The sequence below is a fragment of the Pseudomonas sp. FFPRI_1 genome (assembly GCF_055384485.1).
In genome coordinates, this window is sequence record NZ_AP029168.1 from 486,982 (window position 1) to 505,193 (window position 18,212).

At 65.7% G+C, this 18,212-nt stretch carries 17 protein-coding genes; 12 read left to right on the forward strand and 5 right to left on the reverse strand.

Annotated features, from left to right (window positions below; genetic code table 11):
* The first annotated feature begins 52 nt into the window (after nt 1–52).
* From oscA to ACZ5BO_RS02205, 8 genes are all read left to right on the forward strand, one after another.
* Nucleotides 53–235 carry a sulfur starvation response protein OscA gene (oscA, locus tag ACZ5BO_RS02170; protein WP_022643503.1) on the forward strand — a complete coding sequence of 61 codons (183 nt, stop codon included), beginning with the start codon at nt 53–55 and terminating at the stop codon, nt 233–235.
* A 158-nt stretch (nt 236–393) separates the two neighbouring features.
* On the forward strand, nt 394–1,404 hold the full coding sequence (locus tag ACZ5BO_RS02175; RefSeq protein WP_025128554.1) for a sulfate ABC transporter substrate-binding protein: 1,011 nt from the start codon (nt 394–396) through the stop codon (nt 1,402–1,404).
* Between the two features lie 151 nt (nt 1,405–1,555).
* Nucleotides 1,556–2,374, forward strand: a complete 819-nt coding sequence (gene cysT, locus ACZ5BO_RS02180) for a sulfate ABC transporter permease subunit CysT (RefSeq protein WP_025128553.1) — start codon at nt 1,556–1,558, stop codon at nt 2,372–2,374.
* A 13-nt stretch (nt 2,375–2,387) separates the two neighbouring features.
* Nucleotides 2,388–3,260: a sulfate ABC transporter permease subunit CysW gene (cysW, locus tag ACZ5BO_RS02185; RefSeq protein WP_025128552.1), complete on the forward strand. Its 873-nt coding sequence runs from the start codon at nt 2,388–2,390 to the stop codon at nt 3,258–3,260.
* Nucleotides 3,261–3,263: 3 nt separating this feature from the next.
* A complete protein-coding gene (locus ACZ5BO_RS02190) occupies nt 3,264–4,253 on the forward strand; it encodes a sulfate/molybdate ABC transporter ATP-binding protein (protein WP_025128551.1) in 990 nt (329 codons plus the stop codon).
* Between the two features lie 857 nt (nt 4,254–5,110).
* On the forward strand, nt 5,111–6,487 hold the full coding sequence (locus ACZ5BO_RS02195; protein WP_025128550.1) for a hypothetical protein: 1,377 nt from the start codon (nt 5,111–5,113) through the stop codon (nt 6,485–6,487).
* On the forward strand, nt 6,484–6,984 hold the full coding sequence (locus ACZ5BO_RS02200; RefSeq protein ID WP_464698012.1) for a sorbitol dehydrogenase: 501 nt from the start codon (nt 6,484–6,486) through the stop codon (nt 6,982–6,984). The genes ACZ5BO_RS02195 and ACZ5BO_RS02200 overlap by 4 nt, the downstream gene beginning before the upstream one ends.
* Complete coding sequence (locus ACZ5BO_RS02205) at nt 6,981–9,230, forward strand: GMC family oxidoreductase (protein WP_464698014.1); 2,250 nt, start codon at nt 6,981–6,983, stop codon at nt 9,228–9,230. Before ACZ5BO_RS02200 ends, ACZ5BO_RS02205 begins: the two co-directional genes overlap by 4 nt.
* A 43-nt stretch (nt 9,231–9,273) precedes the next feature.
* Here the strand turns inward: ACZ5BO_RS02205 and ACZ5BO_RS02210 are convergent, their stop codons facing one another.
* Nucleotides 9,274–9,798 carry an Mpo1 family 2-hydroxy fatty acid dioxygenase gene (locus ACZ5BO_RS02210; RefSeq protein WP_464698016.1) on the reverse strand — a complete coding sequence of 175 codons (525 nt, stop codon included), beginning with the start codon at nt 9,796–9,798 and terminating at the stop codon, nt 9,274–9,276.
* Nucleotides 9,799–9,900: 102 nt separating this feature from the next.
* On the opposite strand from ACZ5BO_RS02210, the gene ACZ5BO_RS02215 reads away from it, so the two are divergent.
* Nucleotides 9,901–10,587 carry a Crp/Fnr family transcriptional regulator gene (locus tag ACZ5BO_RS02215; RefSeq protein WP_464698018.1) on the forward strand — a complete coding sequence of 229 codons (687 nt, stop codon included), beginning with the start codon at nt 9,901–9,903 and terminating at the stop codon, nt 10,585–10,587.
* A gap of 452 nt (nt 10,588–11,039) precedes the next feature.
* Here ACZ5BO_RS02215 and uraH read toward each other — a convergent pair whose 3' ends face one another.
* Both uraH and ACZ5BO_RS02225 read right to left on the reverse strand, forming a co-directional pair.
* Entirely contained in the window at nt 11,040–11,450 is a 411-nt protein-coding gene (uraH, locus tag ACZ5BO_RS02220) for a hydroxyisourate hydrolase (protein WP_464698020.1), read from the reverse strand.
* Nucleotides 11,451–11,546: 96 nt separating this feature from the next.
* Nucleotides 11,547–12,041 (reverse strand): GlcG/HbpS family heme-binding protein, encoded by a 495-nt coding sequence (locus ACZ5BO_RS02225; protein ID WP_025128544.1) that lies wholly within the window; start codon nt 12,039–12,041, stop codon nt 11,547–11,549.
* 136 nt (nt 12,042–12,177) lie between these two features.
* On the opposite strand from ACZ5BO_RS02225, the gene ACZ5BO_RS02230 reads away from it, so the two are divergent.
* Both ACZ5BO_RS02230 and ACZ5BO_RS02235 read left to right on the forward strand, forming a co-directional pair.
* Nucleotides 12,178–12,858 carry a heavy metal response regulator transcription factor gene (locus ACZ5BO_RS02230; protein WP_025128543.1) on the forward strand — a complete coding sequence of 227 codons (681 nt, stop codon included), beginning with the start codon at nt 12,178–12,180 and terminating at the stop codon, nt 12,856–12,858.
* A complete protein-coding gene (locus tag ACZ5BO_RS02235; RefSeq protein WP_464698022.1) occupies nt 12,845–14,233 on the forward strand; it encodes a heavy metal sensor histidine kinase in 1,389 nt (462 codons plus the stop codon). The genes ACZ5BO_RS02230 and ACZ5BO_RS02235 overlap by 14 nt, the downstream gene beginning before the upstream one ends.
* A 61-nt stretch (nt 14,234–14,294) precedes the next feature.
* Here the strand turns inward: ACZ5BO_RS02235 and ACZ5BO_RS02240 are convergent, their stop codons facing one another.
* The gene (locus ACZ5BO_RS02240) at nt 14,295–15,299 is read right to left on the reverse strand and encodes an AraC family transcriptional regulator (RefSeq protein WP_025128541.1); all 1,005 of its coding nucleotides are present in this window, start codon (nt 15,297–15,299) and stop codon (nt 14,295–14,297) included.
* 100 nt (nt 15,300–15,399) lie between these two features.
* Between ACZ5BO_RS02240 and ACZ5BO_RS02245 the strand changes: the two genes are divergently transcribed.
* Nucleotides 15,400–16,473, forward strand: a complete 1,074-nt coding sequence (locus ACZ5BO_RS02245; protein ID WP_464698024.1) for a fatty acid desaturase — start codon at nt 15,400–15,402, stop codon at nt 16,471–16,473.
* A gap of 122 nt (nt 16,474–16,595) precedes the next feature.
* Here the strand turns inward: ACZ5BO_RS02245 and ACZ5BO_RS02250 are convergent, their stop codons facing one another.
* Nucleotides 16,596–18,206 carry an arylsulfatase gene (locus tag ACZ5BO_RS02250; protein ID WP_464698026.1) on the reverse strand — a complete coding sequence of 537 codons (1,611 nt, stop codon included), beginning with the start codon at nt 18,204–18,206 and terminating at the stop codon, nt 16,596–16,598.
* Nucleotides 18,207–18,212 lie beyond the last annotated feature (6 nt).

Sequence of the window (18,212 nt, forward strand, 5' to 3'; positions counted from 1 at the left end):
GCCGCAAGCAGTGCCGCCACTGCCAGGCATCCCTCACTCAAGGAGCAGCACCATGAGCGCATCTCTACGCAGCGTTGACGGCCAGGACGAAGCAACCATCTTGCGGGAAATTCAAAGTGCCTTGCGGGACCTGCGCTTTGGCGCGGTGGAAATCACCGTGCACAACGCCCAAGTGGTGCAGATCGAACGCAAGGAAAAATTCCGCCTGCAACAGCCCGGCAACAAACCCAGCTGAACACCGCGTCACCCTCTCGTGATCGAGAGGCCCGACTGGTCCACCGGAGGGCGTCATCCATGACCCCCAGCACGAACCCCAGCGTTCCTTTTCGAATGCGGGCTGAAATCGCCATAAGAAAAATGCCAGCACCTTAAAAAAATTTCAGGAGCTTCACCATGTCGTCGATTCGCCGTTATGCCCTGGCCGCCCTCGCCAGCGCTGTTTTTGCCGGTTCCGCCGTTGCCAAGGACTATGAGCTGCTCAACGTGTCCTACGACCCGACCCGTGAGCTGTACCAGGACTACAACGCCGAGTTCGTGAACTTCTGGAAGCAGGAGCACCCGGGCGACAACGTGAAGATCCAGCAATCCCACGGTGGCTCTGGCAAGCAGGGCCGGGCGGTGATCGACGGCCTGCGCGCCGACGTGGTGACCCTGGCCCTGGCCGGTGACATCGACGAAATCGCCAAGCTCGGCAAGACCCTGCCGGCGGACTGGCAAAAACGCCTGCCGGACGCCAGCACCCCCTACACCTCGACCATCGTGTTCCTGGTGCGCAAGGGCAACCCCAAGGGCATCAAGGACTGGGGCGACCTGGTCAAGAAAGACGTCTCGGTGATCACCCCGAACCCGAAAACCTCCGGCGGTGCGCGCTGGAACTTCCTGGCCGCCTGGGCCTACGGCCTGAAGGCCGGCGGGAGTGAGGCCAAGGCTCAGGAATACGTGAAAGAGCTGTTCAAGCACGTGCCGGTGCTGGACACCGGTGCCCGCGGCTCGACCATCACCTTCGTCAACAACGGCCAGGGCGACGTGTTGCTGGCCTGGGAAAACGAAGCCTTCCTGGCGCTGAAGGAAGACGGCGGCGCCGACAAGTTCGACATCGTCGTGCCGTCGCTGTCGATCCTCGCCGAGCCGCCGGTGGCGGTGGTGGACAAGAACGCCGAGAAAAAGGGCAACACCCAGATCGCCGAGGCCTACCTCAAGCACCTGTACAGCCCGGCCGGCCAGGAAATTGCCGCGAAGAACTTCTACCGCCCACGGGACAAGGACATCGCCGCCAAATATGCTCAGCAGTTCCCGAAACTGGACCTGGTAACTATCGACAAGGACTTCGGCGGCTGGAAAACTGCCCAACCGAAATTCTTCAATGACGGTGGCGTGTTCGACCAGATCTACACGGCGCAATAACCCTGTTGTAGGAGCTGGCTTGCCAGCGAAGGCGCCCCTGAGGGCAATGCACGACTTGCGGGGGCCTTGCGCCGGCAAGCCGGCTTCTACCAGGCAGAGCCCGCATTGAATTGCGGGTTTTGCGTATCCGTTCCGTTAACCAAGGACTCTTATGTCGCGTCGTATCTCCCCCGTCATACCCGGCTTCGGGCTGACGCTGGGCTACACCTTGGTGTACCTCAGCCTGATTGTGCTCATCCCCCTGGCGGCGATGTTCGTGCATGCCGCGCAACTCACCTGGGATCAGTTCTGGGCCATCGTCAGCGCCCCCCGGGTGCTCGCCGCCCTCAAGCTGAGCTTCGGCACGGCGCTGTGCGCGGCCATCATCAACGGCCTGATCGGCACGCTGCTGGCCTGGGTGCTGGTGCGCTACAGCTTCCCCGGGCGCAAGATCATCGATGCCATGATCGACCTGCCCTTCGCCCTGCCCACGGCCGTGGCCGGCATCGCCCTGACGGCCCTGTATGCGCCCTCCGGACTGGTCGGCCAGTTCGCCACCGACCTGGGCTTCAAGATTGCCTACACCCCCCTGGGCATCACCCTGGCGCTGACCTTCGTCACCCTGCCGTTCGTGGTGCGCACGGTGCAGCCGGTGCTGGCGGACATCCCCCGTGAAGTGGAAGAGGCCGCCGCCTGCCTCGGCGCCAAGCCCTGGCAAGTGTTCCGCCATATCCTGGTGCCGGCGCTGCTGCCGGCCTGGCTCACCGGCTTCGCCCTGGCCTTTGCCCGGGGCGTCGGCGAGTACGGTTCGGTGATCTTCATCGCCGGCAACATGCCGATGAAGACCGAGATCCTGCCGCTGCTGATCATGGTCAAACTCGACCAGTACGACTACACCGGCGCTACCGCCATCGGCGTGTTGATGCTGGTGGTTTCCTTCATCCTGCTGCTGCTGATCAACCTGTTGCAGCGGCGCATCGAACGACCTTAGAGGAGGCGCGAACATGTCCCAATCGTCTATTAGCGCCGCCTCGTCGGCCAACGCTGCGCGCCGCGGCAGCGCGACATCCCGTCGGGTGCTGATCGGCCTCGGCTGGCTGATCTTCGCCCTGTTCCTGCTCTTGCCTCTGTTCATCGTCGTGTCCCAGGGCCTGAAGCTGGGCCTGGGCGCCTTCTTCGATGCGATCTTCGAGCCCGACGCGCTGTCGGCGCTCAAGCTCACGGTGATCGCGGTGCTGATCTCGGTGCCGCTGAACCTGGTGTTCGGGGTCAGCGCCGCCTGGTGCGTGAGCAAGTACTCGTTCCGTGGCAAGAGCATCCTGGTGACCCTGATCGACTTGCCGTTCTCGGTCTCGCCGGTGATCGCCGGCCTGGTCTATGTGCTGATGTTCGGGGCCCAGGGCTTTTTCGGCCCGTGGCTGTCGGACCACGACATCCAGATCGTCTTCGCCCTGCCGGGCATCGTCCTGGCGACCATCTTCGTCACCGTGCCCTTCGTCGCCCGCGAGCTGATCCCGCTGATGCAGGAGCAGGGCACCCAGGAAGAGGAAGCGGCGCGCCTGCTGGGCGCCAACGGCTGGCAGATGTTCTGGCACGTCACGGTGCCCAACATCAAGTGGGGCCTGATCTATGGCGTGGTGCTCTGCACCGCCCGGGCGATGGGTGAATTCGGTGCGGTATCGGTGGTTTCCGGGCACATTCGCGGGGTGACCAACACCCTGCCGCTGCACGTCGAGATCCTCTACAACGAATACAACCACGTCGCCGCCTTCGCCGTTGCGAGCCTGTTGCTGATCATGGCGCTCTTCATCCTGCTGCTGAAGCAGTGGAGCGAAAACCGTATTAACCGCCTGCGCGCCAGCGCCGCGGAGGAATAATTCATGTCGATCGAAGTCCGTAACGTCAGCAAGAATTTCAACGCCTTCAAGGCCCTGAACAGCATCAACCTGGACATCCACAGCGGCGAGCTGGTGGCGCTGCTGGGGCCGTCCGGCTGCGGCAAGACCACCCTGCTGCGGATCATCGCCGGCCTGGAAACCCCCGATGACGGCAGCATCGTGTTCCACGGCGAGGACGTTTCCGGCCACGACGTGCGCGATCGCAACGTCGGTTTCGTGTTCCAGCACTACGCCCTGTTCCGCCACATGAGCGTGTTCGACAACGTCGCCTTCGGCCTGCGCATGAAGCCCAAGAACCAGCGCCCGAGCGAAAGCCGGATTGCCGAGAAGGTCCATGAACTCTTGAACATGGTGCAGCTGGACTGGCTCTCCGATCGCTACCCGGAGCAGCTCTCCGGCGGCCAGCGCCAGCGCATCGCCCTGGCCCGTGCCCTGGCGGTGGAGCCCAAGGTGCTGTTGCTCGACGAGCCCTTCGGCGCCCTCGACGCCAAGGTGCGCAAGGAGCTGCGCCGCTGGTTGGCGCGGCTGCACGAAGACATCAACCTGACCTCGGTGTTCGTCACCCACGACCAGGAAGAGGCCATGGAAGTGGCCGACCGCATCGTGGTGATGAACAAGGGCGTGATCGAGCAGATCGGCTCGCCGGGCGAGGTCTACGAGAACCCGGCCAGCGATTTCGTCTATCACTTCCTTGGCGACTCCAACCGCCTGCACCTGGGGGAGGACAACCACGTGCTGTTCCGTCCCCACGAGGTGTCGCTGTCGCGCTCGGAGCTGGAAGACCACCACGCCGCCGAAGTGCGCGACATCCGCCCGCTGGGGGCCACCACCCGAGTGACCCTCAAGGTCGAAGGGCAGAGCGAACTGATCGAGGCCGAAGTGGTGAAGGATCACGACAGCCTGATCGGCCTGGCCCGTGGCGAGACGCTGTTCTTCAAGCCCAAGGTCTGGCAGAAACACACCAGCCTCTGACTCCCGCCGGCCCCTCCTGCGAGCCCCACGTCTCGCAGGAGCCGGCTCGCTGTTGGCCGCAGCCTTTCTCCTCACCCTCGCACCTTGTAGGAGCTGGCTTGCCAGCGAAAGCGTCCTCCAGGCCTGCATCAGGCTTGAGGGCCTCTTCGCCGGCAAGCCGGCTCCTACCGGGGCTCGCTGTTGGTCGCAGCCTTTCTCCTCACCCTCGCACCTTGTAGGAGCTGGCTTGCCAGCGAAAGCGTCCTCCAGACTTGCACCAGGCTTGAGGGCCTCTTCGCCGGCAAGCCGGCTCCTACGGGGCTCGCTGTTGGTCGCAGCCTTACTCCTCAACCCGCACCTTGTAGGAGCTGGCTTGCCAGCGAAAGCGTCCTCTAGGCTTGCACCAGGCTTGAGGGCCCCTTCGCCGGCAAGCCGGCTCCTACCGGGGCTCGCTGTTGGTCGCAGCCTTACTCCTCAACCCGCACCTTGTAGGAGCTGGCTTGCCAGCGAAAGCGTCCTCCAGACTTGCACCAGGCTTGAGGGCCTCTTCGCCGGCAAGCCGGCTCCTACCGGGGCTCGCTGTTGGCCGCAGCCTTTCTCCTCACCCTCGCACCTTGTAGGAGCTGGCTTGCCAGCGAAAGCGTCCTCCAGACTTGCGCCAGGCTTGAGGGCCTCTTCGCCGGCAAGCCGGCTCCTACGGGGCTCGCGGCTGGGTGATGGCGTTCGGCTATTGCTGCTAGCTCGATTCGGTCTATGGCCCGTCCCCGGCCGCAACATTCCTTATCTACGCTGGAAATTGTGCCAGGAGGGCGCGATTGAAGAGTCCATGACGGACCGGCGTTCTGTCTCCTGGCCAGCCTGATGCCAAGGAGACAAGCATGAAAAAGGAAACCCATCGGCCCGGTCCGAGGCTTGGCTGTGCGCTATGCGGTGCGCTGCTCAGCCCGCTGGCGTTCGCGCTCGCGCCGCCTGACCTGTCCTCGCGCATACCCTACGACGTTGCAGTCACCGCGCCCCCGGCTCCGACTCTGGAAAGCCTGCAGCGGGACTTTGACGTGCTGTCCTGGCAGACCTTCATCGCCCTCAACTGGCCGGCCCGGGACGACGGCAGCCCGGACACCGGCCCCATCGGCAAGGAAGATGGTCCCACCGTCTGGGAAGGCTGGAAAGAGAGCTACCAGATCTTCCGGGCCAAGGGTGAAAAGCCGCTGGCCTGGGATGCCCCGGCGATTCTTCCCAAGCCCTGCGAGGGGCTCAAGTCCGGGCGCCTGCTGCAGCAGATGGGCAAGGTCGCGGGGGTGCTCGATGAATTCATCCAGCCGTTCCAGAGCGGGCCGCTGGTGGACCAGAGCGGCACCTACACCCGCAATGAAATCGTGGTCAACCGGCCGATGTTCAACGATATCGTCGACAAGGGCCTGTACAGCGTCCAGGGCCAGCAGGCGTATTTCGCCGCCAGCCCGAACAACCGCGTGGCCTTCAGTTGCAGTTCAAGTCCCCACCAGAAGCTGGGCGCGATCATGGTCAAGGCCTCGTGGAAGGTGCTGGACGGCAATGACCAGCGCAGCCGGTTCCATAGCGTCGATGCCCTGGTCTATACCCCCGGCAACAGCGATCCGACCCACGGGCCCATCGTGGAGGAGTCGTGCAAGGCCCAGTTGGTGGGCCTGGTGGGCCTGCACATAGTGCACAAGACCGAATTGGCGCCGCAGTGGGTCTGGTCGACGTTCGAGCATGTGGACAACGTGCCGGAAAAAACCACCCCACCGGAGCAGCGCCAAGGCCCGTACCTGTTCTACAACGCCGCCAGCCCGGCCAAGGTTAACGAGCCGCCACCCCGGCCCTGGAACCCGGCGGTCAAGGCCGCGCCGTCGCAGATCGTCCGCGATATCCCGTTGACCGAGGCCGCCAAGGCCCTGAACAGCAGCTACCAGGCACTGTTGCGCACGGCCAACCCCCAGAGCGTCTGGGCCAACTACCAGATGATCGATACCCAGTGGCCCGCCGATCCGGCCCCGGACTGCGAGAGGCCGTCGCCGACCAATCCCCTGGGCAGCCCGGCCCCGACCTTCCTGGCCAACGCCACCCTGGAAACCTTTATCCAGGGCACGGTGCCCCAGGCATCTTCCAGTTGCATGGACTGCCACAACAACGCCAGCACCCGGGTCACCCAGAACCCCCGCACCACCTTTGCCGACTTCACCTATCTGCTGGAGCGCGCCCAGTCCACCGGCGCCGCAGGGAGCAAACCATGAGCACCGATCGTGAAAACTTCGTCGGCCTGTCCTCGGCCCTGTTGGGGATCGGTATCGACTTGCTGGCGCCGCGGATCGACCCCATCGATCTGCCGACGACATTCCTCGCCTATGTCCGCCCCAGGCTGACGGACAAGGTGTTCGATGCCCTGCTCGGACAATATGCGGCCTTGGCCGCCGATCATCTGCCAGCCGACGAGATCGCCCGGGAGCTGCTCAAGGATCCCGCGCAGCAGTCGACGCTGGCCTGCCGCTCGATCATGAAAATGTGGTTGCTGGGGGTCTGGTACCAGCCCTATGACGCCGACGCCTTCAAGAGGAAGCAGCAGTCGGTCGTGTCCGATCTGGCGTACCAGCAAAGCTGGGCCTGGAAGGCGGCACAGGCCCACCCCATGGGCTACAGCCAGTTTCATTTTGGCTACTGGAGCGAGACGCCCCCTCCCCTGGAGGCCTTCACCGGGGTGCCCGCCAAGGGCCAGCAAGGAGCATCGTCATGAGCACAGAACAAGCAGATGTGGTGATAGTCGGTGCCGGTCTGGCAGGCAGCATCATCGCCTACCAGCTGGGCCTGGCCGGGGTCAGGGTGCTGGTGCTGGAGTCCGGTCCCAGCGTGCCGGCCAATCGCACCCAGTACATGGAGCGTTTCTATAACGCCACGCTCAAGACCCCCGAGTCGCCGTACCCGCCGGCCAGCAACCTGGAGCCGCAGCTGTACCCGCAACTGCAGCCCGCCCAGCAGAACGCGCCACGGCCCACCATTGCCGACCTGATCAATGGCTGGCAGAACCCGCAGACCAGCTACCTGGTGCAGAAAGGCCCGCAGGCCTTCACCAGTACCTATGAGCGGGTCGGTGGCGGCACCACCTGGCACTGGGTCGCGACCTGCCTGCGCATGCTGCCCAACGATTTTCGCCTCAAGTCGCTGTACGGCGTCGGCGTCGACTGGCCCATTGGCTATGAGGACCTGCAAAGCGCCTATTGCCGCGCCGAGGCGGAGATTGGCGTGGCGGCGGATGTGGCTGACCAGGCTTACCTGGGCATGACCTTTCCCGAGGGCTACCAATTCCCCATGCACAGCATTCCGCTGTCCCTGGTGGACGCCAGTTTCGTCAAGGCGGTGCAGGGCCATTCGTTCGCCGACCTGCCGCTGCTGGTAAGCCCGACCCCGGCCGGGCGCAACTCCGAGCCCTATGCCGGGCGCCGGGTCTGCGCGGGCAATACCAACTGCACGCCGATCTGCCCGATCCAGGCCAAGTACGATGCCACCGTGACCCTCAACAAGGCCCTGGAAACCGGCAATGTGCGGGTGCTGTACAAGACCGTGGCGAGCAAGGTCCGGGTCGCCGCGGACTCGCGCATCAGTGGTATCGAATTCATCCAGTACCAACTGGGTGACGGGCCGCCCACCGGCACTGGCGTGGCCCAGGGGCAGCACTATGTGATTGCCGCCCACGCCATCGAGACCCCCAAGCTGCTGCTCAACTCGGCCTGCCCCGAGGCCCCCAACGGCGTGGCCAACCGCAGTGGCGAGGTTGGCCGCAGCCTGGCCGACCACCCGATCTACCTGGCCTGGGGCCTGATGCCGGAAGGCCAGTCGGTGTTCCCCTATCGCGGGCCGGTGTCCACTGCGGGCATTGAAAGCCTGCGCGATGGGGGCTTTCGCCAAGCGCGCGCGGCCTGGCGCATCGAGATCGGCAACGAGGGGCTGAACTGGCCGATCGGCGACCCCTACACCACGGTGTGCGAGCTGATCGACGGCCCCCAGGAAAGCCACCACGACAGCCCCGCCAACCCTGCGTCGAAGCCCAAGCAGGAGGCCCGGGCGCTTTACGGGCGCGAGTTGATCCAGACCCTCAATGACCGCCTGATCCGCCAGTTCCGCATCGCCTTTCTGGTGGAGCAGGTCGAGGATGATCCGAAGCATCCCAAATGCTACATCCTGCCCTCCAAAGAGTACCGCGACCGCCTGGGCATCCCCCGGCCGGAAATTCACTACGAGCTGTCGAAGTACACCATGGAGGGCTTCAAGCAGGCGCGCAAAGCCGCCAGCTACATCATCACCCAGCTGTTGGGGGCCACCGAACTCACCGACCTGAAGCCAATCCCGAAAGACAATCCCGGGTACTTCATCTACGACGGCGAGCCCTATAGTTTCCAGGGCGCCGGGCACCTGATGGGCACTTACCGCATGGGCGACGACCCCGGCACCTCGGTGGTGGACAAGCACCAGCGCAGTTGGGATCACCCCAACCTGTTCCTGGTGGGGGACGGGGTGTTTCCTTCCAGCGGCACCGCCAACCCCAGCCTGACCATCGCTGCGCTGTCGTTCCAGGCCGCCGATGTGCTGGCCAACGAGCTCAAGGCCGCCACGGTAACGGTCCAGGCCAACCGGCCCTGGCAGAATACCGGGGTGCAGCTCAATGGCATCAGCCCGCGTCTGGTGCGCTACGTCAGCGGGCTCTGGTCCGCCAGCCCGGCGGGGGGCATGGTGGATGGGCGTGGCAACCCGCGCTATGTGGCCAAGGCCGGCTACACCTTGCCGGGAGCCAGTGAAGGGGCGTTGATCGGCAGGGTTGGCGACACTGGCGAGCCGTTCCTGATCGGTGACCTGGCCGAGATACCGGCAGGCCGGCGAGGGGAGCTGCAGCTGTGCATCAATGACGACCTGAACGGGCGTTACGGTGTCGGCCTGCAGGACAATCAGGGTGAACTGACGGCGCGGGTGGAGTTCGGCGCCTTGTGAAAGCGCCTGGCCGGGCGGGCGTGGGGCATGCCCGGCCAGGGTTTCAGACCATGGCTTTCTTGTGCCGCAGGGCCACCGGCCCGGAACGCTGCTCGATGGCCTGCTTCAGGTCATGGCGCAAGCCCAGCAGGAACGCCAGCTCGGCCACCACGAACAGCGGGCCGACAATCAGCCCCGAAAGGTCGTCGACGAAGGCCGGCTTGCGGCCCTCGTAGTAATGGCCGATGAACTGGATCACCCAGCCGATCACGAACAGGCCCAGGCCGCTGCTCAGCCAGAGCCCGGTGCTTTGCGCCGCCAGCACCTGGCCGGCCCACACCGACAGCGCCATCAGCCCCGTCATCAGCAGCCCCAGGCGCAGTTCCAGACGCAGGTAGAACACTGACGCGGCCAGGGCCAGCAGCAACGCCGGCGACCACGACAGGCCGGCCATGCTCCAGGCGGGACGCGACAACAGCACCGCCACCGCCACCACGATCATCGGAATGCCGATAAAGTGGCTGGCGATATTGCGCGGGTCGCGGTGGTAGGCGGCGTATTGACTGAGATGATCAACGAGGCTTTTCATTGTTGTTCCTCCGTTAGGGTGGCTCGATCATGCCCGGCGGCGCAGCTCGGCTCTGTCAGCTAGGCGACAATCATTGCGATGCCCTGAGGGAAAGACCTGTCCATGGACCTGCAGCAGTGGCGTGAATGCCTGATGACCGGCCAGTGGTTCAGCCACCTGCCGGTTTCCTTACAGAATAGTGTGCTCGACAGCGCGCGCCTGCGCCGGCTGAAAGCGGGGCAGTGCCTGTTCCGTCGTGGCGATCCGCCCTGCGGTCTGTACGCGGTGCTGGAGGGCACGGTGCGGGTGGGGGCGGTCAGCGAGCAGGGCAAGGAAGCACTGCTGAGCCTGATGGAGGCGCCCCACTGGTTCGGCGAGATCTGCCTGTTCGACGGCCAGCCACGCACCCACGATGCCTACGCCGAGGGCGCCTGCACCCTGCTCCAGGTGCCCCAGGCCGCGCTGTTGCAGCTACTGGACCAACAGCCGCAGTACTGGCGTCAGTTCGCCCTGTTGATGAGCCACAAACTGCGCCTGGCCTTTATCAACCTGGAGCAGTTGAGCCTGATGCCGGCGTCTGCGCGAGTGGCCAGCCGCCTGCTGGCGATGGCCGCCGGCTACGGAGAAGTGGTCCAGGCCCGGCGCGTGCTGCAACTGCCCCAGGAGCAACTGGCGCTGATGCTCTCGCTGTCGCGCCAGACCACCAACCAGATCCTCAAGGACCTGCAGCACCAGGGCATCCTGCGCCTGAGCTATGGCGAGATCGAAATCCTCGACACCGAGCGCCTGCGCGCCCTGACCTCGCCCTAGGAGCTCCCGCGATGTCCCTGCCTCCCGTAGGAGCTGGCTTGCCAGCGAAAGGGCCCGCAATATCGCCTTCGCCGGCAAGCCGGCTCCTACAGAACCTCCGCGATGTCCCTGCCTTCTCGTAGGAGCTGGCTTGCCAGCGAAGAGGCCCTTCAAGATCGCCTTCGCCGGCAAGCCGGCTCCTACAGAACCTCCGCGATGTCCCTGCCTCCCGTAGGAGCTGGCTTGCCAGCGAAAGGGCCCGCAAGATCGCCTTCGCCGGCAAGCCGGCTCCTACAGAACCTCCGCGATATCCCTGCCTCCCGTAGGAGCTGGCTTGCCAGCGAAAGGGCCCGCAAGATCGCCTTCGCCGGCAAGCCGGCTCCTACAGAACCTCCCACGATGTCCCTGCCTCCCGTAGGAGCTGGCTTGCCAGCGAAGAGGCCCGCAAGCTCATCCTCGCCGGCAGCCGGTTCCTACGAACCACGATAGGTGGAGAACCCATAAGGGCTGAGTAACAACGGAATGTGGTAATGCTGCTCGGTCTGCCTGACCTCGAAGATCACCGGAATCTCCGGAAAGAAGGTCTCGCGCTTGGCCTGCCTGAAGTATTCGCCGGTCTTGAACACCACCCGATACTCGCCGGCCGTCAACGCCCGGCCCGCCGGGAACAGCTCGGCAATCCGTCCCTGCTCATTGGTCACCCCTTCGGACAGGGGCTTCCAGTCCTGGCCCACCTGCTGCTCCAGGGTCACCTTGACCCCCGGCGACGGCAGGCCGTTCTCCAGGTTCAACACATGCACGCTCAACGGATTGCCCGCCGCCAGGGCCAGGCTCGACAGACTGCACAGGCCGATGGCCGCCAGGCTATTACGCAAAACACTCATGCCACACTCCTTCCTCGATTGAACAGACAACACCAGTAGCCGCTGCCGAGCCCGCGAGGCTGCGCAGGAGCGCAACGCGGGCGCAGGCTCAGAAAGTCACTCACGTCCCGCCGCCCTTTCCGCGGCCAACCCCACCTGCTGTGCGGCCTTGAGCGCACAGGCCGCGTCCTGCGTCGCGCCACCGGCCCCGGCAATCCCGATGGCCCCCACCAGCTCGTCGCCGGCAAACAACGCAAGGCCGCCACCGAGCAACAGCAGCTCCGGCAAGGTATTGAGATTGGCCGCCTCGGGATTGTTGCGGGCGCGCTCGGCCAGCACCCCGCTCGACGTCTTGGTCGACAGCGCGGTATAGGCCTTGCGCTGGCTGGCCGGGCCGTTGTGCGGGCCCACCCCATCGCCGCGCATCGCCACCAGCAGGTTGCCGCCGCGGTCCAGCACCGACACCGCCGCGGTGCAGTGGGCAAGGCTGGCATCCGCCAGTTGCCGGGCGGCGGCCAGGTCCAGTTCGGCATGGCGCGGCAGTTCGAGCGCCGCCAGGGCCGTACCGGCGAGGCTCAGGCCAAGGCCCAGGACAAGAGGTTTGCAGATCATCGAACGAGCTCCAGAAAGACCGGCCGTCACCTTAACCAGCGCGCTCCGTCAGAACCCCGTCGTCTTGATTACAAGTTTGTAATGGGCAAGCGGCCGCCGGGCGCCTAGCCTGTGCCGATCATTCCCGAGGTGCGCCATGCGTTTGCTGGTAGTTGAAGACGAAGCCAAGACCGCCCATTTCCTTGCCAAGGGCCTGGGAGAATCCGGCTTTGCCGTGGACGTGGCCCTGAATGGCCTGGACGGGCGCCATTTCATCGAGCAGCAGGAATACGACCTGATCATCCTCGACGTGATGCTCCCCGGCCTCAACGGCTGGCAGTTGCTGCAACTGGTGCGCCAGCGTGGCGCCACACCGGTGCTGTTCCTCACCGCCCGCGACGCCATCGAAGACCGGGTTCGCGGCCTGGAGCTGGGCGCCGACGACTACCTGCTCAAGCCCTTCGCCTTCGCCGAACTGCTGGCCCGGGTGCGCACCCTGTTGCGCCGCGGGCCGCTGCGCGAGGCCGAGTCCTTCAGCATCGCCGACCTGGAGATCGACGTGCTGCGGCGCCGGGTCAGCCGCGGTGGCCAGCGCATCGCCTTGACCAACAAGGAGTTCGCCCTGCTGCACCTGCTGGCCAGCCGCCAGGGCGAAGTGCTGTCGCGGACCCTGATCGCCTCCCAGGTGTGGAACCTGAATTTCGACAGCGACACCAACATGGTGGAAGTGGCGGTGCGCCGGCTGCGGGCCAAGGTCGACGACCCCTACATACCCAAGCTGATCCACACCGTGCGTGGCGTCGGTTACCAGTTGGAAGCCCCGGATGAAGCGCTCTAGTTCCATCGCCTGGCGGCTGGCCCTGGCTTTTGCCGCGGTCTGCGCCCTGGTGCTGAGCGTGATCGGGGTGTTCCTCTACCGCTCCCTGGCCGGGGAAATCGCCTACCGCGACGACCTGGCCCTGCTCGGCCGCCTGGAGCAGGTGCGCGCCCTGCTCCAGGACAGCGACAGCCTGGATGCCCTGCAAGCCCGGCCCCGGCTGTACCAGAACATGCTGGGCAACCAGGAAAGCCTGCTGCTGGTGCTGCGCGCCGACGGCTCGACGGTGATCGACATCAACCCGCGCCGGCAGCCCTTGCCCGCGCTCGACCCCATCGCGCTGCAACAGGCGCCGCAACGCAGCGATGTACGCCTCTGGCCGGGGGCGGATGAGGTGCCGGTGGCGCTGCTGGCAGGCCAGGCCCGGGGGCCCAAGGGTGAAGCCCTGACGGTGATCGCCGGCAAGGTCCTCAGCGAGCGCGAGCAGATGCTCGCCAGCTACCGCCTGCGCCTGTACCTGGCGGTGGGGCTCGGGGCCTTGCTGGCCTTCGCCCTGGGCCTGCTGCTGTTGCGCCGGGGCCTGCAGCCCTTGCGCCAGCTCAGCGACGCGGCGCGGGAGATCGATTTGCGCAGCCTCGACCGGCGCTTGCAGACCCACGGCATTCCAGCGGAATTCCACGAACCGGTGCAGGCCCTGAACGCCATGCTGGCGCGCCTGGAAGCGAGCTTTGAACGCCTGTCGCAATTTTCCGCCGACCTGGCCCACGAGATCCGCACACCGTTGCACAACCTTCTGGGCAGCAACGGCCTGGCCTTGAACCAGCCGCGCAGCGCGGCGGAGTACCAGGAAGTGCTGGCCTCCAACATGGAGGAATTCGAGCGCCTGGGGCGCATGGCCGAGAACCTGTTGTTCCTGGCCCGGGCCGAGCAGGCCGATGCGGTGCTGGACCTTCAGCTGCTGTCACTGGCGGGTGTCGGCGCGCAACTGTGCGACTACTTCGAAGCCCTGGCCGATGACCGGCAGATCCGCCTGGCGAACGGTTTTTCCGGCGAGCTGCGGGCCGACCAGCAACTGCTGCAACGGGCCCTGGGCAATCTTCTGGCCAATGCCGTGCGCCATGCCGACGAGGGCTCGCTGATCAGCCTGCGGCGCCGCGACGAAGCCGGCTGGTGCTGGCTGCAAGTGCACAACCAGGGCCCGGCGATTGCCCCCGAGCACCTGCCCCGGCTGTTCGACCGTTTCTACCGGGTCGACCCGTCCCGTGCCGAACCTGGGGATTCCGGGGGCCTGGGGCTGGCCATCGTGCGTTCGATCATGCAGCTGCATGGCGGACAGGTGCGGGTGCTGAGTGAGGGCCGCGACACCGTGTTCGAACTGGGGTTTTCGCTTCCTTGACGCCGAGCCTCAGGGGTTGGGTTGCACGAACCTGCAGGAGCCGGCTTGCTGGCGAAGGGCCTCAGCGCAAGCCATCGCGAAACTGCCCCGGGGTCATGCCGGTCCAGCGTTTGAACGCCCGGCTGAAGCTGCTGGCGTCGGCAAACCCCAGCAGGTAGCTGATTTCACTCAGGGAGCAGTCCAGGTCCCGCAGGTGCAGCAGGGCGAGGTTTTCCCGGCATTCGTTGAGCAGGGTGTCAAAGCGCGTGCCTTCATCCGCCAGATGCCGCTGCAGGCTACGCAGGCTCAGGTGCAGGGCCTCGGCCACCCGCTCGGCGGAGGGTTCGCCTTCCGGCAACTGGGCTTCGATCACCCCGCGCACCTTGCGCTCCCAGGTCAGGGGCCGCAGTTGCAGCAGGGTGCGCTTGAGCACCGCTTCGTTGTGCTCGGCCAGCTCCGGGTTGGCGTCGTCCAGGTGGCTGTCGAAATCGTGCAGGCCGAACTCCAGGCAGTCGTCGGGTGCGTCGAACTGCACCGGGCAGCGGAACACCTTGTGCCACTGGCTCGGGTCCTGCGGGGCCGGGCGGCGCAGTTGCACGCCCAGTGGTGCATAGTCGCGGCCCAGGCGGTTGCGGCAGGTACGCACATAGATCGCGGCAAAGGCGTCGATGGCTTCGAACGCCGGTTGCGGCGCGCCGGGCGGCACCTTGAGGAAGAAGCGGTAGCGATCCGGCTCCCGGGTCAGGGCCAGCTCCAGGGCATCGCTGACCACCTGGTGGTAGCGCACGATGCGCTCGAACACTTCCCGCAGGCTGCCGCTGGCCACCAGGGCGTAGCCCAGGGCATGAAAGGTGGTGGGGCTGACAAAGCGCGACACCCGCAGGCCAATGGCCGGGTCACCGCTGGCCTTGACCGCCAGGTGCCACAGGCGGGTGGTGGCCGACAGCGGGTAGCGGGCGTTGGGGTCGTCCATCAATTGCGGGTCGAGCCCGGCTTCGCGGCACAGCGCGCCACTGTCGAGGTCGAGTGCGTCCAGTTGCTTGCGCAAGGCGCGGGTCCAGCTGGCAAGGGAGGTGGCTTCGGTCATGCGATTTGGCGCGTCCGGTCAACAGGTTGGCGTTTACGGCTAGGGCCCCAAGCCACGGCTCAAGGCAGGATGCACAGACCACTGACCAGAGGATGGAATCATGCAGGGTATTTCTGCAAGCCCCGCGCAGATGAACGCGCAACAACGAGCCGCGCATATTCGCCAGGTGGTCCTGGCCCGGGGCGACGAATTGCGCCGGCGCTACCCCCTGTTGCAGCATCAGGACGCCCTGGGCGCGGGCATCCTGGCCTTGGCCCTGGCCGCAATGGTCGGGTCGGCGGCGCTCTACCTCGGTGGTTATCTGCCCGGCTGGGGGTGCTTGCTGCTCAACGCGTTCTTCGCCTCGCTGACCCACGAGCTGGAGCACGACCTGATCCACAGCATGTACTTTCGCAAGCGGCGCCTGCCCCACAACCTGATGCTGGGGCTGGTCTGGCTGGCGCGGCCGAGCACCATCAACCCCTGGGTGCGGCGCCATCTGCACCTGAATCACCACAAGGTGTCCGGCAGCGAGAGCGATATCGAGGAGCGCGCCATCACCAACGGCGAGCCCTGGGGCCTCGCCCGGCTGCTGATGGTGGGCGACAACATGATGGCGGCCTTCATCCGCCTGCTGCGGGCGCCGGGCGCCAGGCGCAAGCTGGGCATCCTTGTGCGCACCCTGGCGGTGTACGCGCCGCTGGCCCTGCTGCACTGGGGCGCCTGGTATGTGTTCCTCGGGTTTCACGGGGCCAACGGCGTGGCCGCCCTGCTGGGCAGCCCGATCCAGTGGTCGGCCGATACCCTGGCGCTGATGCACGTCATCGATATCGCCGTGGTGGTGATCATTGGCCCCAACGTGCTGCGCACCTTCTGCCTGCACTTTGTCAGTTCCAACATGCACTACTACGGCGACATCGAACCGGGCAACGTGATCCAGCAGACCCAGGTGCTCAACCCCTGGTGGATGTGGCCGTTGCAGGCGTTCTGCTGCAATTTCGGCAGCACCCACGGCATCCACCATTTCGTGGTCAAGGAACCCTTCTACATCCGCCAGATGACGGCGCCGGTGGCGCACAGGGTGATGGCCGAGATGGGGGTGCGTTTCAACGACTTCGGCACCTTTGCCCGGGCCAATCGCTTTCATCCCGTGGAGCAGGTGCAGGAGGATGCAGGCGGTGGTGTGCGGGCCTAAGCCTGTAGGAGCCGGCTTGCCGGCGAAAGGGCCCTTGAGCCTTGTGTTGCCCTGGAGGACGCCTTCGCTGGCAAGCCCGCTCCTACACAAGCCAGCTCCTACACAAGTCAGCTTCTACAGGTTCAGTCGGGCTGGAACGGTGATTCGCTGAGGATCACCCCGGTTTCATCCACGTAGCGCTGCCATTGCTCCAGCAGGCTGCGCAGTTTTTCCGGCTGGCTGTGGGCCAGGTCGTGAATTTCCCCCGGGTCCTGGCCCAGGTCGTACAGCTGCCAGGTCGCCGGGCCCACCGGCCCGGGGATATACACCGCCTTCCATTGCCCCTGGCGAATCGCCCGGCGGCCGAACAGCTCCCAGCCGGTCACCGTGTGTTCGTCGTGCACCTGGGCGGTCTCGCCGGAGAGAAAGCCCAGCCACGACTTGCCCCGCAACGGCGCCACATCGCGCCCGCGCCAGCGCTTGCCGGGGTGACGCACGCCGGCCAGGTCGAGCAGGGTCGGGGTGATGTCCATCACCGTGCCGAAGCCGTGGCTGATCTGGCCCTTGAGGGGCAGCTGTGGGTAGTGCAGCAGCGCCGGCACGCGAATCCCGCCCTGGGTGGTGAAGGCCTTGAACAGCCGCGACGGCGCGGTGGCCGCCTGGGCCCAGGCCGGGCCGTACCAGACGTAGGAGTTGGCCCGGCCGATGTTCTCCAGGCGGTTGTCGTAGTGCTGGTTGAGGTAGGTCAACAGCTCCGGGCCGAACTTGGGAAAGGCTTCCAGCAGCGCACCCTCGGCGCCGTTGTCGGACATGAACAGGATCAGGGTGTTGTCCAGCTGGCCCTGCTGGCGCAGGTAGTCCACCACCCGGCCGATGTTCCAGTCCATGCGCTCGACCATCGCCGCATACACCTCCATGGCCCGCGCCGAAACCTGCCGCTGCTCGTCGCTGAGGGCATCCCACTCGGCGTTCAGGTTGATCAACGGATGGGGCTCGACCTGCGGGTCCAGCAGGCCCAGGGCCTGGAGTTTTTCCAGGCGCTCGCGGCGCAGCACTTCGGGGCCGGCGTCGTAGCGGCCACGGTACTTGGCGACGATTTCCTCCGGGGCCTGCAGCGGCCAGTGGGGCGCCGAGAATGGCAGGTAGGCGAAGAACGGCCGGGTCTGGTCGCGCTCCTTGAGGTACTGCAGCAGCTTGTCGCCGAAGGCGTCGGAGGAATAGAAATCCGCGGGCAGTTCATCGATGAAACGGTCGTCCTCGATGTACAAAGCCGGGGTCGACTTGAGCAACCCGGGGGTGTGCTCATCGTAGGTCGGCTCGAAGGCGTAGTGGTTGGCCGCCCCCGGCAGCAGCGAGAACGAACGCTCGAACCCCCGGGCATGGGGCGCACGTTCGGTGGTCAGCCCGAGGTGCCATTTGCCGCTCATCAGGGTCTGGTAGCCGGCTTCGCGCAGCAGTTCCGGCAGGGCCACCACGCGGTCGTTGAGGTAACCCTCATAGCCCGGCTTGCCGATCAGCTCCGGGGTCAGGGCCTCGGCCATGGTGCCGATCCCGGCAATGTGGTGGTCGGTGCCGGTGAGCAGCATGGAGCGGGTCGGCGAACAGGTCGGGGCAGTGTGGAAATCGGTCAGGCGCAGGCCATTGAAGGCCAGGGCGTCGAGGTTCGGCGTGGCGATCTCGCCGCCGAAGGCGCCGAGGTCGGAGAAGCCCAGGTCGTCGGCCAGGATCACCAGGAAGTTGGGACGTTGCGGCATCGAGTC